Consider the following 14,566-nt stretch of genomic DNA (forward strand, 5'->3'; position numbering starts at 1 on the left):
GGTTCGGGTGCGTGGGGTGCGCCGTTCCCCGCGCCCCTGGAGGGTCACGTGTCGCACTCCAGGACCGTGCGGCACAGTCCGCACCGGGCCCGGACCCGGCCGCGTACCGGGACCCGGATCCGCTGATGACACGTCGGACAGGGGAACGCCACCCGCAGCCCGTCGCGACCCTGCGGCCCGTCCGTGGAGAACGCGTAGGGGCCGGTGGGCACGGGACCCCGCGCCCCGTGGTCCTGCGCGTAGCGGCGGTCCTTCGCGTACCGGCGCCGGCCCGCCCAGCCGGCGGCCGTCAGCGGCGGCTGCTGCTCGTCGCGCCGGGCCTGCGCCAGACCCCTGGTGTACGCCGTGTACGCCTGAGCGCTGGTGAACCACGTCTCCGGCGCCTCCCCGAACGCCAGCGACCGCTTCGCCAGCACGTACCCGAACTCCTCGGGAGTCAGATAGCCCAGCTTCTGCGACGACGCCGCGTCCTCCCGGTACGCGTCCAGCAGCAGCCAGCCCGCGCCCAGATATGTCGCCGCGGCGTCGGTGAGGATCTCGTTGTCCCGCGTCCCCGGGAACGACAGGTCCAGGCGATGCAGGTACACATGCATGATCTCGTGCGCCAGAGCTGCGCCGATGTCTCGCCGGTGCGTACGGAACCGGTCGTTCAGCTCGATGAAGTACTCGGGCCCCGCCGCCAGTTCGACACTCGCCGCGTGCTCCATCTCGCGGAAGCTCACGATCATCCGGGCGTCCGGCAGGTGGTAGTGCCGCACCAGTTCGTGCGCCACCCGCTGCGCGCCCATGTGCAGATCGTCCTGGTCGCAGAAGGCCACGTCCGCCGGGAGGACGCTGGTCGCGAAGGTGTGCACCGTGTCGTAGGAGAGGCGCTTGTACAGCGCGGTGATCGCCGACCGTACGGTTTCCAGGTGTGGGTAGCCGTGCACCACCGATCCGCCGTTCCCCACGTGCGCACCCCCTGACCCCGCGGGGCCCGTGCCCGGGCCCAGCATTTCCAGCGTACGGCGCCCGGGTCGTTCCCGAACAGCATGCGCTGCTGCGTCTGCCGGGTGGGGTTGTCGTTCGTGTGCCGGCCGGTGGCCTCTTCTCGCGCAGTTCCCCGCGCCCCTGAAGGCATGCGCTGACGCGCGCCTTCCCCTTCGGGGGCGCCGTCGCTCGGCCGCCCCTGGGCGAGCAGAGCTCGCTTCCAGGGGCGCGGGGAACTGCGCGAGAAGCCCCACCGGGCCCGCACACGAGAACGGGCCCCTACGTCAGACGGACCCGCACCTCGTCAGCCGCCTCGTCCAGTTCCAGCACCCACACATCGTTCACGCCCTCGCGCAGCACCGGCCCGGGAACGTACAGAGACTTCTGCGGGCCGACGGACCAGTACCGGCCGAGGCAGAAGCCGTTCACCCACACGAACCCCCGCCCCCAGCCGGGCAGTTCGAGCGCGGCGTCCCCGGCCCCGGACACCTCGACCACGCCCCGGTACAGACCCCGCGCCCCCGCGCCCGGCGCCGTGTCCGGCAACCCCGCCACCGCGTCAGCGGTGAACGCGTCGAGCCGCAGGCCTCGCGCCCGGACTCCGTGCAGGTACTGCCGTTCGTGCAGCAGACCGCCCGTGATGCCCTTCGGTTCGCCCAGGCGCGGCCCGTAGTTGACGCGGCCCAGCGACTCCGCCCACAGCTCCACCCGTGTGTGCCCGAACACCGGCCCGGCGAGCGCCGGCTCCTCCTCGGTGAGGACACCGGCCCGCTCCCCGTCCACGTACACGACCGCGAGATCCCGCAGCCCCCGGGCCCGCAGCTCGTACGGCCCGCGCGGCCCCGGCACCGTCACCGCGTACCGCACGAGGCCGCGGTCCACGTCCAGCGCCTCGAACGACGGCGGCACGGCATGCTCCGTCTCCGGCCCGCCCAGCGCGTCGAGCACCCCCTCCAGCGGCGTGAACGACGTCAGCCCGGCCGAGACGGGCGCCGCCAGCGCGGCCGGCTGCTCGGGCACCTCGGGCAGCGGCCCGTCCGCGTACCGGCCGAGAATCTCCCGGAACAGCCGGAACTTCTCGGTGGGGCGGCCGAACTCGTCGATCGGGGCGTCGTAGTCGTAGGAGGTGACGTCCGGCTGCAGTGTGCCGTCGTGCAGAGCGCCACCGCCCCGGTTCGCCCCCGCCCAGCCGCCGAAGCTCGTCCCGCCGTGCGCCATGTACAGATTCACCGACGCCCCGCAGTCGAGGATCTCCTCCAGCGCCCGCGCCGCGTCCTGCGCGTCCCGCGTCGTGTGCTCCGCGCCCCAGTGGTCGAACCACCCGCACCAGAACTCCGCGCACATCAAGGGCCCCTTGGGCCGGTGCTTGCGCAGCATCGCGAAGCTCTCGCGCGCGCGGGAGCCGAAATTCGCCGTCGCCAGAATGCCCGGAATCGAACCGCCCGACTGCATGTGCTCGTCCGGACCGTCCGAGGTGAACAGCGGCACGCTCACCCCCAGCTCGACCAGGAGGTCGGCGAGGGAGCGCAGATAGCGGGCGTCCGAGCCGTAACTGCCGTACTCGTTCTCCACCTGCACCATGATCACCGGCCCGCCCCGGTCGACCTGCCGCTCCACCACGTACGGCAGCAGCACCCGGAACCAGCGCTCCACAGCGGACACGAACTCCGCATCCCGCGTCCGGATCCGCGACCCCAGAGGCCCGGTCAGCCAGTGCGGAAGCCCACCGTTCTCCCACTCGGCACAGATGTACGGGCCGGGCCGGACGATCACCCACAGCCCCGCCTCCCGCGCCGCGTCCAGGAACCGCCCCACCGCCGCCACGTCGTCGAACCGGCCGGGACCCGGCTCGTGCAGATTCCACGGGACGTACGTCTCCACACAGTTCAGGCCCATCGCCCGCAGCATCCCCAGCCGGTGCGACCACTGCTCCTCGTGCACCCGGAAATAGTGCAACGCACCCGACAGCAGACGCACCGGCCGGCCGTCCACCTCGAAGTCGTCCTCGCCCACCCTGAACTCGGCCATCACGTGCTCCCTTTTGCCTGCTGGACGTCTCGCCCACCCGCCGTCACTGTGACCTCTGGCGGACAACCCGGTCCATGGACAAAGATCGGCTGTTGTTGGACCGCCGAAGGGGCACACGCACCGCAGCACACCACAGGAGGGGCTCATGTCCGCCTACCACACCTGGATGCGCTACTTCACGCCCAGCCCCGTCCACCACCGGCTCGGCCTGGTCTGTCTCGGCGTCGGACTCCAGCATGGCCTGCTGCCCACCGTCGGACCGCGCACCCTCGACCATCACGTCGCCGTCGTCGTCACCGCGGGCAGCGGCTGGTTCCAGGACGCCGACGGACGCCGCACCACCCTCACCGCACCGGTCCTCATCTGGCTCACCCCGGGCCGCCCCCACCACTACGGCGCCGCCCCCGGCACCGGCTGGGACGAGTGCTTCGTCGACTTCACCGGACCGGCCACGGCCACGTACACCGAACTCGGCTACATCGAACCCGACCGGCCCGTCGTCCCCCTCTCCGACGCCGCCCAGGCCCGCGCCGCCGTCGGCCGCATCGCCCGCGCCGCCCGCCGCGGCAACCCCCTCCTGGAGGTCGAGACCGGCGCCGCCGTCCACGAACTCCTCGTCGCCCTGCGCCGCGCCCGCGCCGACATGGCCCCCGACGGCGACCCCGTCCTCCAGGCACTCGCCCGCGACGCCTTCCAGCCGCTGTCCGTCGCCGAGCACGCCGCCCGGCACGGCATGACCCCCGCCGAACTGCGCACCGCCGTCCGCCGAGGCGCCGGCCGCAGCCCCAAGGACTACCTCCTCGGCATCCGGCTCGGCCGCGCCAAGGAACTCCTCGCCGCCACCGAACTGCCCGTCGCCGCCGTCGCCCGCCGCGTCGGCTACGACGACCCCGCCTACTTCTCGCGCCTGTTCACCCGCCGCGTCGGCATCGCGCCCGTGCGCTTCCGCGAACAGCAGGGCCGCGCCGTTCCCGGCGGCTGGTCGGACAAGATCCCCGACCCTGACGACCCGCCGATGCTCCACGTAGGCTGATCCGTCATGACCACCAGCAATCCCCAGACGGACACCGGCAAGGCCGAAGTCGACCCCGCGGTCCGTGCCGAGCTCGGCCGGCTGCGCGACAGCATCGACAACATCGACGCCGCCGTCGTCCACATGCTCGCCGAGCGCTTCAAGTGCACCCAGCAGGTCGGCCACCTCAAGGCCCAGCACGCGCTGCCCCCGGCGGACCCGAACCGCGAGGCCCGCCAGATCGAGCGCCTGCGCCAGCTCGCCGAGAACGCCAAACTGGACCCGGCCTTCGCCGAGAAGTTCCTCAATTTCATTATTTCCGAGGTCATCCGGCACCACGAGCAGATCGCCGCCAACTCGGGGCAGTCGGACTGAGCCCCTCCGGCGATTGAGGAGCGGGGTCCGGGGCAGCGCCCCGGGACCTCAGCACCGTTTCCGAGTGCGGCGCCGTCGTGGCTGGCCGCGCCCCGCGGCGGAGCCGCTGAGAGACACAGCCCCGCGCCCCTTGCAGGGCGCACCGCCGGAGGCGTAGGGCAGCATGGCCCCATGCCCGTACTGACGCGCGACGAAGCGCAGACCCGAGCCCAGCTCATCGAGGTCCACCACTACACCGTGGACCTCGACCTGAACCGCGGCCCCGACACCTTCGACTCCCGCACCGCGATCCGCTTCACGGCGCACACCGCGGGAGACACCTTCGTCGAGGTCAAGCCGGCCGAGCTGCGCACCGTCACCCTCGACGGGCAGCCGCTCGACCCCGCCGCCCTCGACGACAACCGGCTGCCGCTGCCCGGCCTCGCCGAGGGCGAGCACGAACTCGTGCTCGACGCCGTCATGCGCTACTCGCACACCGGCGAGGGCATGCACCGTTTCACCGACCCCACCGACGGCGAGACCTACCTCTACACGCAGCTGTTCCTCGACGACATCCAGCGCGTCTTCGCCGCCTTCGACCAGCCCGACCTCAAGGCCGTCTTCGACCTCACCGTCACCGCCCCCGAAGGCTGGACCGTCCTCGCCAACGGCGTCACCGAGCACCTCGGCGACGGAAAGTGGCGCGCCACCACGACACCCCTCCTGTCGACCTACCTCGTCGCCGTCGCCGCCGGCCCCTGGCACTCCATCCGCACCGAACACCGCGGTCTGCCCTTCGGCCTGCACTGCCGCCGCTCGCTCGCGCCCCACCTCGACGCCGACGCCGACGAGATCCTCGACGCCACACGCGCCTGCTACGACCGCTACCACGAGAAGTTCGACGAGCCCTACCCCTTCGACTCCTACGACCAGGCGTTCGTCCCCGAGTTCAACGCCGGCGCGATGGAGAACCCCGGCCTCGTCACCTTCCGCGACGAGTTCGTCTACCGCTCCGCCGTCACCGACACCGAGCGACAGACCCGCGCCATGGTGATCGCCCACGAGATGGCCCACATGTGGTTCGGCGACCTCGTCACCCTCAAGTGGTGGGACGACATCTGGCTGAACGAGTCGTTCGCCGAGTACATGGGCTACCAGACCCTCACCGAGGCCACCCGCTTCAAGGACACCTGGGTCGACTTCGGCATCGCCCGCAAGGCCTGGGGCTACGACGCCGACCAGCGGCCCTCCACCCACCCCGTCGCCCCCGAGGACGTCCCCGACACCGCCTCCGCGCTCCTCAACTTCGACGGGATCTCCTACGCCAAGGGCGCCTCCGCGCTGCGCCAGCTCGTCGCCTGGCTCGGCGAGAAGGACTTCCTCGCCGGCATCAACACCCACTTCGCACGCCACAAGTTCGGCAACGCCACCCTCGCCGACTTCATCGAGTCACTCGCCTCCGGCACCGACCGCGACGTCCACGCCTGGGCCGACACCTGGCTGCGCACCACCGGCGTCGACACCCTCACCGCCCGGGTCACCGAGGCCCCCGCGGACCCGGAGTCCTGGACCCTCACCCTCGACCAGCAGGGCGGCCGCCCGCACCGCATCGCCGTCGGCCTCTACGACCACGCCCCCGCGGACACCTCGGCCGGCCGCGCCTTCGTCCTGCGCGACCGCATCGACGTCGACGTGCCCGGCGAGCCCCGCACCTTCCACGGCGCCCGCCCCGCCCTGATCGTCCCCAACGACCAGGACCTCACCTACGCCAAGGTCCGCCTCGACCCCGCGTCCGAGGAAGCCGCCCTGCGCGGCCTGTCCGGCATCCCCGACCCCCTCACCCGGGCCGTCGTGTGGAACACCCTGCGCGACATGGTCCGCGACGGCCAACTGGAGCCCGCCGCCTACCTGGAGACCGCCGCCGCCCACCTGCCCGCAGAGACCGACCTCGCCATCGTCCAGGGCGTCCTCGCCTTCGCCCACACCCAGGTCGCCGACCGCTGCACCGCGCCCGCCGACCGGCCCGCCGCCCTCACCCTCCTCACCACCCTGTGCGAGGACCTCGTCCGCCGCACCGAGGACGGCAGCCACCCCGGCCTGCGCCTGACCGCCGTACGCCACCTCATCGACGCCGCCCAGTACGCCGACGTCATCCGCGACTGGTACGACTCCGGCGCCGTCCCCGGCGGCCCCGAACTCGACCCCGAACTGCGCTGGCGCATCCTCGGCCGGCTCAGCGTCCTCGGCGCCGTCGACGACGCCGTCATCGAGGCCGAACTCGCCCACGACCCCAGCGCCGTCGGCCAGGAGGGCGCCGCCCGCTGCCACGCCGCGCTGCCCGACCCGCAGGCCAAGGCCGCCGCGTGGGACGCCCTGTTCACCACCGACCCCGAGCGCGACCTGTCCAACTACCTGTTCACCGCCACCGCCCAGGGCTTCTGGCAGCCCGAACAGGCCGACCTGCTGCGCTCCTACATCCCCCGCTACTTCACCGACGCCACCGCCCTCGCCGAGCGGCGCGGCCCCGCCATCGCCGCCGCCGTCGGGCGCTACGCGTTCCCCGAACACGCCATCGACACCGACACCCTCCGCCTCGGCGAACAGTGCCTGGCGAACGACAACCCCAGCCCGTCCCTGCGCCGCCGCCTCGCCGACCAACTCGACGACCTGGCGCGCGTGTTGAAGGCCCGCGGAACCCAGAAGTCCTAGACCCACGACAGCCCCAGGACAGCCTCACGACAGCTCCGCGCCCCACGATCAGCCGCGCCCCCGGCCCGCCACGAGCGGACCCCGGGGGCGCGGCCGTTCCCGCTCCTGCCCGCCCCGCCCTTCACGTCACCGTCCCCGGGTGGCCATACCACATCAACTCCCCGCCGTTATAGGCCATATCCCTCGTTAGGGTGCCCTTCCCTCGTACTCCGGGCGCATCATGACACTGCAGGCCACGCTGAGATCGACCACGGCCACCCGGCCGGTCCGCACGTGCGTACGTGCGCGCACTTGTTCCGCGTACACAGCGCCGACGCAACCGTCCCCCGACGCAGTGAAGGACCCGCATGAGCAGCATCCCGCCCCTCGCCGGCGGCCCCCACGGCCCCGCCGCCCTGCGGCCCCTGCTCAGCACCGTGCTCGACGCCCTCCACGAAGGAGCCGTGCTCCGCGCGGGCCCGCTCCCCGCCGGCGGACCCGACCACGTCACCGCCGGGCTCCTCGCCGCCACCGGCGACCCGCTGCCCCAGCACGGCACCGGCCCCGAGGAAGCCCTGCGCACCCTCGTCACCGCACTCGCCGCCGGCGCCGCCGACCCCGCCGACCCGCTGTGCGCCGCCCACCTGCACTGCCCGCCGCTCGCCGTCGCCACCGCCGCCGACCTCGCCGCCAGCGCCCTCAACCCCTCCATGGACTCCTGGGACCAGGCCCCCGCCGCCTCCGCCCTCGAAGCCGCGCTCACCACCGCGCTCGCCCGCGAGACCTACCCCGGCGCCGACCGACCCGACGCCCTCGTCACCACCGGCGGCACCGAGGCCAACCAACTCGCCGTCCTCCTCGCCCGCGAGACGAACCCGCACCCCGAACCGGTCCAACTCCTCGTCGGGGAGAACGCGCACCACAGCCTCGCCCGCGCCACCTGGCTCCTCGGCCTGCCCGAACCGATCGTCCTGCCCGCCCCCACCGGCACCCTCGACCCGGCCGCCCTCGACGAAGCCCTCACCGACCTGCCCGGCCCCAAACTCGTCGCCGCCACCGCGGGCACCACCGACGCCGGCCTCATCGACCCCCTCCCCGACATCGCCGACCTCTGCGACCACCACGGCGCCCGCCTCCACATCGACGCCGCCTACGGAGCCGGACTCCTCTTCAGCGCCCGCCACGCCCCCCTGCTACGCGGCCTCGACCGCGCCCACACCACCACCCTCGACCTGCACAAACTCGGCTGGCAACCGGTCGCCGCCGGACTCCTCGCCGTACGCGACACCGGCGACCTGCGCGCCCTCACCCACACCGCCGACTACCTCAACGCCGACGACGACACCGAAGCCGGACTGCCCGACCTCCTCGGCCGCTCCCTGCGCACCACACGGCGCCCCGACATCCTCAAGACCGCCGTCACCCTCAAAGCCCTCGGCCGCACCGGCATCGGCGCCCTCGTCGACCACGTCATCGACCTCGCCCACCACCTGGCGCACCTCGTCGACACCCACCCCGACCTGGAGCTCTACGACACCCCCACCCTCTCCACCGTCCTCTTCCGCCCCACCGGCGCCACCGACGAACACCTCGCCACCACCCGCCGCACCCTCCTCACCGAGGGCCGCGCCGTCCTCGGCCGCGCCCGCATGGACGGACAGCTCTACCTCAAGGCCACCCTGCTCAACCCGCACACCACCCCCGACGACCTCAGCGCCCTGCTGAAACTGGTGGAAGGACGCACCCCCCGATGAGCGCCGCGCCCACCCCGCCTCCCGCCCCGCCCACCGAAGCACCCCGCGACCTCGTCGGCATCGGCATCGGCCCCTTCAACCTCTCCCTCGCCGCCCTGGCGTACCCCCTCACCGAACTCGACACCGCCTTCTTCGAACAGCGCCCCGCCTTCCACTGGCACCCCGGCCTGCTCATCGACGGCACCACCCTCCAAGTCCCCTTCCTCGCCGACCTGGTGACCCTCGCCGACCCGACCAGCCAGTGGACGTTCCTCAACTACCTCAAGACCCGCGAGCGCCTCTTCCCGTTCTACTTCGCCGAGCGCTTCCACATCCAGCGCGCCGAGTACGACGCCTACTGCCGCTGGGTCAGCGAGAACCTGCCGGGACTGCACTTCTCCCACCAGGTCGACGCCGTCCGCTGGAACCCCGACCGCAGCCTCTTCGAGGTCGACTACACCCAGCTCGACGCCGACGGAGAAGCCGAAGCACTCGGCCGCACCTACACGAAGAACGTCACCCTCGGCGTCGGCACCGAACCCTTCGTCCCCGAACCCCTCAGGCCGCTGGCCGAAGCCCCGGGCGTCCCCGTCATCCACTCCGCCGACTACCTCACCCACCGCGACAGCCTCCTCGCCGCCGACCACGTCACCGTCATCGGCAGCGGCCAGTCCGGCGCCGAGGTCTTCCTCGACCTCCTCAAGAACCGCCCCGCGGGCCGCGAGAAGATCCACTGGCTCGCCCGCACCGAGGCCTTCGCGCCCATGGAATACAGCAAACTCGGCCTCGAACACTTCACCCCCGACTACTCCCGCTACTTCCACGCCCTGCCCGAGCGCGAACGCGACCGCCTCGTCCCCGCCCAGTGGCAGCTCCACAAGGGCATCGACACCGACACCATCGCCGCCATCCACGAAGAGCTCTACCAGCGCACCCTGCACGGCGGCTGGCCCGACGCCACCCTCACCCCCGGCGTCAGCGTCCGCACCGCGGGCCGCGTCGCCACCACCAAGGTCGAACTCCACCTCGAACACCGCCAGCAGGGCACCCGCTCCCGCCTCACCACCGACGCCGTCGTCCTCGCCACTGGCTACCGCGAACGACCCCTCGGCCAGATGCTCGCCGGACTCGACCCCTACATCCGCCGCGACTCCGCCGAACGCCCCCGCGTCGACGAACACTTCCGCCTCGTCCTCGACGACTCCGTCGCCTCGACCGGCTGCCACGTCTACGTACAGAACGCCGAGCGGCACACCCACGGCGTCGGCGCCCCCGACCTCGGCCTCGCCGCGTGGCGCAGCGCCACCATCCTCAACTCCCTCACCGGCAAGGACCCCTACCCGCAGCCCCGGCGCACCGCCTTCACCAGCTTCGGCCTCCTAGCCGACGAAAACCGCGCCCCCCGGCCCGTACCGAACCAGGCGGGGGAGCGCGGCACCATGGTGAAACTCCAGGGCTAGAACACCGGCGTCCCGTCCCGCGTCAGCTTCCAGTCCACCGACGCGAAATCGGCCGGGTCGAGGACGCCCTTCGCCGTCACCCACTCCGCGATCCGCGTACGGATCTCGATCGACTCCGACCACAGCTCCTGCGCCGACGCCACGTGCGGGAACGCGCCACCGCCATTGGCCCGGTAGTTGTTCACCGCGAACACGAACTGCGCCGCGTCGTCCAGGTCCGCACCGTCGAACTTCACGTTCTTGATCCGCGAACCGGCCGGCTGCGCGATGTCGATGTCGTACGCGAGCCCCGACACATAGTCGTAGTTGTAGTCCGGCCGGTTGTCCGCGTTCGTCAGCTTCTCCACGTCCACCGCCGCACCCGCCGCGGTCTGCACGAAGTACTGCGCCGAGTACTCCAGGTACGCCCGCACCTGCGCACCCGTCATCAACTTCGCGACCAGCGTGTTGTCGTACACGTACAGGCTCGACAGATCCCGGATCGTCACATCACCGGCCGGGATCTCCGACGTACGCGAGAACGGCGAGGCCTGCGACAGCACCGGCAGCGACGCGTAACTCGTCGACTTCAACGCGTCCGTCACCACATCGGCCTGCACCTTGTTGATCAGGTCGATGATCGGCGCGTCCTTGTAACGCGCGTCCTCCGTCGTCAGCGTCGTCGTCGCCTGCCCGACCACCTGGTTCACATACTTCACCACCAGGTCGTGGTCGGCCTTCAGCAACTTCGTGATCTTCGGGTCGTCCGCCACCGTGTTCGAGTTCAGCAGCTTCGACGACACCGACTCGACCGACCAGCGGCCCTTCTCCCACACCAGCTCGAAGTCGAACTGCGCCAGCCGCTCCGCGTAGCACAGCGGCTCCGCGAGGACCGTCGTCCGGCCCGTCTTCTCGTTCGTCACCAACTGCTGCGCGATCTCCACATGCGCGTGCCCGACCAGGATCGCGTCGATACCCGGCACCTTCGCCGCCACGCTCGCCGCCGCGTTCTCCACGTACGGCAGCTGGTCACCCCACGACGACGTCCCCGAGGCACCCGAGTGCGCCGAGATGATCACGACGTCCGCACCCATCGACCGCAGCTTCGGCACCCACTTGGCCGCCTGCTCCTCGAGCCCCGGGAACTTCAGCACACCCTGCACATACGCCTTGTCCCAGATCGCGATACCCGGGTTCGTCAGCCCCAGGACCGCCACCTTCACGTCCTTGCCGTGCGGCGTGCGCATCTTCTTGATGACGTACGGCTTGAAGGCCGGCTTCTCCGTCTTCGCGTCCACCGCGTTCGCACCGAGCAGCGGGAAGCGCAGCTGCGACTCGAACTTGCGCAGCGTGTCGATGCCGTAGTTGAACTCGTGGTTGCCGAGCGCCGCCGCGTCGTACCCGATCGCGTTCATGGCCTGCGCCATCGGGTGCACCGGACCGTTCGCCGCCGTGATCGGGTCCACGCGCGCGAAGTAGTACGTCAGCGGCGTGCCCTGGATCGTGTCACCGGCGTCGATGAGCAGCGTGTTGTCCCGGCCCTTCTCCTTACGGATCCGCTGCACCAGCGTCGAGATCCGCGACAGACCCGTGGCGTTGCCCGCCGAGTCCTGGTACTCGGCGTCCTTGTAGTAGTCCCAGTTGAAGACATGCCCGTGCAGATCCGTCGTCCCCATGACGGTGAACGAATACCGCTTCTGCTTCTTGGGCGGCCGGTGGGAGTGCGCCTGCGCGGACGGCGCGGCCACCGCACCGGCCAGCGCCGCACCGGCACCGGTCGCGGCGGACTTGCCCAGGAAGGATCTGCGGTTCAACGGCATGGAAGAGCTCCTGACCTACAGGGACGTTCGTACCTTCGTACGTGCACCAACAGTGGCAACGCGCGTAGATTCTGGCCCAGCCACCCCCCTGCGCAACAGCCCCCGCAGGTTTCTATCTGGTGACCCGCCGCCAAACACGAACCCCGCACACGTACGGTGCCAAAGTGGGACCCATGACCCACGACGACCCGAACGACACCCTCAACCCGAGCGTGCCCTACGGCACCCCCGAAGCCCCCCGCCTGGCCGTCCGCGGCGAAGCCCACCTCGAAGCCGAACCCGAACTCGCCCGCATCGGCATCACCGTCAGCGCCCGCGGCACCGACCGCCGCACCGCCCTCGACGACCTCACCCGCCGCAACACCACCACCCTGGACCTCGTGAAGTCCTACGGAGAAGCGGTCGAGAAACTCGAAACCGGCGCCTTCTCCCTCACCCCCGAATTCACCAAACACGGCCGCGGCGAACGCATCCGCACCTACCACGGCCGCGTCCACCTCACCGCCCACCTCACCGACTTCACCGCCCTCGGCGAACTCACCACCCGCCTCGCCGACCTCGACCTCACCCGCGTCGACGGCCCCCTCTGGTCCCTCCGCCCCACCTCGCCCGTCCACGCCGCGGCCCGCCAACAGGCCGTCCGCGAAGCCGTCCAGCGCGCCCGCGAATACGCCGAGGCGCTCGGCACCACCCTCGCCGCCCTCGTCGAACTCGCCGACACCGGCGCCGAGGACACCCACCGCCCCATGTCCTACGGCATGTCACGCGCCGCCATGGTCCGCGGCGCCGTCGACGACACCCCGCCCGCCCTCGACCTCGAACCCGAACGCCAGCACATCCACGCCGCCGTCAACGCCCGCTTCACCCTTCACCCACCCCACCTGCAATGAGCCAACAGAATGCTCATCAGAGCAGCATGCCGCGCAAATTCAAAAAATAGCGGCGCTTGTCAATAACCCTTCACGCAAAGGACGTTGAGTAGTCATACCCATCCAATTACCTACCCACCGGTAGGGCCTAGGCTCGAACCATGCGCCGAGCAAAGATCGTCTGTACTTTGGGCCCCGCCACCGACTCGTACGAGCAGATCAAGGCACTCGTAGAAGCCGGAATGGACGTAGCCCGCCTCAACCTCAGCCACGGCACCTACGCCGAACACGAGGAGCGCTACCAGCGCGTGCGAAAGGCCTCCGACGAGACCGGCCGCAGCGTCGGCGTCCTCGCCGACCTTCAAGGCCCGAAGATCCGCCTCGGCCGCTTCACCGAAGGACCCGTACTCCTTGAACGCGGGGACCGGTTCACCATCACCGTCGAAGACGGCGCACAAGGCGACCGCCAGAGCTGCGGCACCACCTACAGCGGCCTCGCCGAAGACGTCACCCCCGGCGAGCGCATCCTCGTCGACGACGGCAAAGTCAGCCTCGAAGTCACCGAAGTCGACGGCCCCCGCGTCCACACCCAGGTCGTCGAAGGCGGCATGGTCTCCGACCACAAAGGCCTCAACCTCCCCGGCGTAGCCGTCTCCGTCCCCGCCCTCAGCGACAAGGACGAAGCAGACCTCCGCTGGGCCCTGCGCACCGGAGCCGACGTCATCGCGCTCTCCTTCGTCCGCAGCGGCCGCGACATCGATGCCGTCCACCGCATCATGACCGAGGAAGGCCGCCACCTCCCCGTCATCGCGAAGGTCGAAAAACCCCAGGCCGTCGACAACATCGAGGACATCGTCGCCGCCTTCGACGGCATCATGGTCGCCCGCGGCGACCTCGGCGTCGAAATGCCCCTCGAACAAGTGCCGATCGTCCAGAAGCGCGCCATCAAGCTCGCCAAGCGCAACGCCAAGCCGGTCATCGTCGCCACCCAGATGCTCGACTCGATGATCGACAACTCCCGCCCCACCAGGGCCGAAGCGAGCGACGTCGCCAACGCCGTCATCGACGGCACCGACGCCGTCATGCTCTCCGGCGAGACCAGCGTCGGCAAATACCCCATCGAGACGGTCAAAACCATGGGCCGCATCGTCGAAGCCGCCGAAGAGGACATCCTCGCCAAGGGCCTCCCGCCCCTCACCGACCGCAACAAGCCCCGCACCCAGGGCGGAGCCGTCGCCCGCGCCGCCGCCGAAATGGGCGACTTCCTCGGCGCCAAATTCCTCGTCGCCTTCACTCAGTCCGGCGACACCGTCAAGCGCCTCTCCCGCTACCGCTCACCCATCCCGCTCCTCGCCTTCACCCCCGTCTCCGCGACCCGCTCCCAGCTCAACCTCACCTGGGGCGTAGAGACCTTCCTCGGCCCGCACGTCGACTCCACCGACGCCATGGTCGCCCAGGTCGACGACCAGCTCCTCAAGATCGGCCGCTGCAAGAAGGGCGACATCGTCGTCATCACCGCCGGCTCCCCGCCCGGCGTCTCCGGCTCGACGAACATGGTCCGCGTCCACCACATCGGCGAGGACGACAGCCCCAAGTAGCCAGACTTCTGTACGAGGTTGAGGGCCGCCCCGAGCGACACAGGGGCGGCCCTCAA

The 14,566-nt window shown here is 70.9% G+C and carries 10 protein-coding genes; 7 read left to right on the forward strand and 3 right to left on the reverse strand.

Features of this window, described 5'->3' with window-relative positions:
• Positions 1-44: 44 nt before the first annotated feature.
• The gene (locus tag ACFVDP_RS33790; protein ID WP_383498117.1) at positions 45-950 is read right to left on the reverse strand and encodes a hypothetical protein; all 906 of its coding nucleotides are present in this window, start codon (positions 948-950) and stop codon (positions 45-47) included.
• Positions 951-1,248: 298 nt separating this feature from the next.
• Positions 1,249-2,997, reverse strand: coding sequence for a beta-galactosidase (locus tag ACFVDP_RS33795; protein WP_383498119.1), 1,749 nt, complete (start codon positions 2,995-2,997; stop codon positions 1,249-1,251).
• Positions 2,998-3,142: 145 nt separating this feature from the next.
• On the opposite strand from ACFVDP_RS33795, the gene ACFVDP_RS33800 reads away from it, so the two are divergent.
• From ACFVDP_RS33800 to ACFVDP_RS33820, 5 genes are all read left to right on the forward strand, one after another.
• Positions 3,143-4,030, forward strand: a complete 888-nt coding sequence (locus tag ACFVDP_RS33800; protein WP_383498121.1) for a helix-turn-helix domain-containing protein — start codon at positions 3,143-3,145, stop codon at positions 4,028-4,030.
• A 6-nt stretch (positions 4,031-4,036) separates the two neighbouring features.
• On the forward strand, positions 4,037-4,384 hold the full coding sequence (locus tag ACFVDP_RS33805) for a chorismate mutase (protein ID WP_383498123.1): 348 nt from the start codon (positions 4,037-4,039) through the stop codon (positions 4,382-4,384).
• A 171-nt stretch (positions 4,385-4,555) separates the two neighbouring features.
• Positions 4,556-7,072 carry an aminopeptidase N gene (pepN, locus tag ACFVDP_RS33810; RefSeq protein ID WP_383498125.1) on the forward strand — a complete coding sequence of 839 codons (2,517 nt, stop codon included), beginning with the start codon at positions 4,556-4,558 and terminating at the stop codon, positions 7,070-7,072.
• A gap of 347 nt (positions 7,073-7,419) precedes the next feature.
• Positions 7,420-8,805, forward strand: a complete 1,386-nt coding sequence (locus tag ACFVDP_RS33815) for a pyridoxal phosphate-dependent decarboxylase family protein (protein ID WP_383498127.1) — start codon at positions 7,420-7,422, stop codon at positions 8,803-8,805.
• Positions 8,802-10,244 carry a lysine N(6)-hydroxylase/L-ornithine N(5)-oxygenase family protein gene (locus tag ACFVDP_RS33820; RefSeq protein ID WP_383498129.1) on the forward strand — a complete coding sequence of 481 codons (1,443 nt, stop codon included), beginning with the start codon at positions 8,802-8,804 and terminating at the stop codon, positions 10,242-10,244. The genes ACFVDP_RS33815 and ACFVDP_RS33820 overlap by 4 nt, the downstream gene beginning before the upstream one ends.
• Here ACFVDP_RS33820 and ACFVDP_RS33825 read toward each other — a convergent pair.
• The gene (locus tag ACFVDP_RS33825; RefSeq protein WP_383498131.1) at positions 10,241-12,043 is read right to left on the reverse strand and encodes a bifunctional metallophosphatase/5'-nucleotidase; all 1,803 of its coding nucleotides are present in this window, start codon (positions 12,041-12,043) and stop codon (positions 10,241-10,243) included. The genes ACFVDP_RS33820 and ACFVDP_RS33825 overlap by 4 nt on opposite strands.
• 173 nt (positions 12,044-12,216) lie before the next feature.
• Here ACFVDP_RS33825 and ACFVDP_RS33830 point away from each other — a divergent pair, with 173 nt between their 5' ends.
• Positions 12,217-12,933 (forward strand): SIMPL domain-containing protein, encoded by a 717-nt coding sequence (locus tag ACFVDP_RS33830; RefSeq protein ID WP_383498133.1) that lies wholly within the window; start codon positions 12,217-12,219, stop codon positions 12,931-12,933.
• A 140-nt stretch (positions 12,934-13,073) separates the two neighbouring features.
• Positions 13,074-14,510: a pyruvate kinase gene (gene pyk / locus ACFVDP_RS33835; protein ID WP_383498135.1), complete on the forward strand. Its 1,437-nt coding sequence runs from the start codon at positions 13,074-13,076 to the stop codon at positions 14,508-14,510.
• Positions 14,511-14,566: the final 56 nt, after the last annotated feature.

It is taken from the genome of Streptomyces sp. NPDC057694 (assembly GCF_042799415.1).
In the GTDB taxonomy this organism is placed as follows: Bacteria; Actinomycetota; Actinomycetes; order Streptomycetales; family Streptomycetaceae; genus Streptomyces.

Excerpts from the sequence above, each read along its gene's own strand:
- ACFVDP_RS33795 (WP_383498119.1), bottom strand. The coding sequence starts at position 2,997 with ATGGCCGAGTTCAGGGTGGGCGAGGACGACTTCGAGGTGGACGGCCGG.
- ACFVDP_RS33800 (WP_383498121.1), top strand. The coding sequence starts at position 3,143 with ATGTCCGCCTACCACACCTGGATGCGCTACTTCACGCCCAGCCCCGTC.
- ACFVDP_RS33805 (WP_383498123.1), top strand. The coding sequence starts at position 4,037 with ATGACCACCAGCAATCCCCAGACGGACACCGGCAAGGCCGAAGTCGAC.
- pepN (WP_383498125.1), top strand. The coding sequence starts at position 4,556 with ATGCCCGTACTGACGCGCGACGAAGCGCAGACCCGAGCCCAGCTCATC.
- ACFVDP_RS33815 (WP_383498127.1), top strand. The coding sequence starts at position 7,420 with ATGAGCAGCATCCCGCCCCTCGCCGGCGGCCCCCACGGCCCCGCCGCC.
- ACFVDP_RS33820 (WP_383498129.1), top strand. The coding sequence starts at position 8,802 with ATGAGCGCCGCGCCCACCCCGCCTCCCGCCCCGCCCACCGAAGCACCC.
- ACFVDP_RS33825 (WP_383498131.1), bottom strand. The coding sequence starts at position 12,043 with ATGCCGTTGAACCGCAGATCCTTCCTGGGCAAGTCCGCCGCGACCGGT.
- ACFVDP_RS33830 (WP_383498133.1), top strand. The coding sequence starts at position 12,217 with ATGACCCACGACGACCCGAACGACACCCTCAACCCGAGCGTGCCCTAC.
- pyk (WP_383498135.1), top strand. The coding sequence starts at position 13,074 with ATGCGCCGAGCAAAGATCGTCTGTACTTTGGGCCCCGCCACCGACTCG.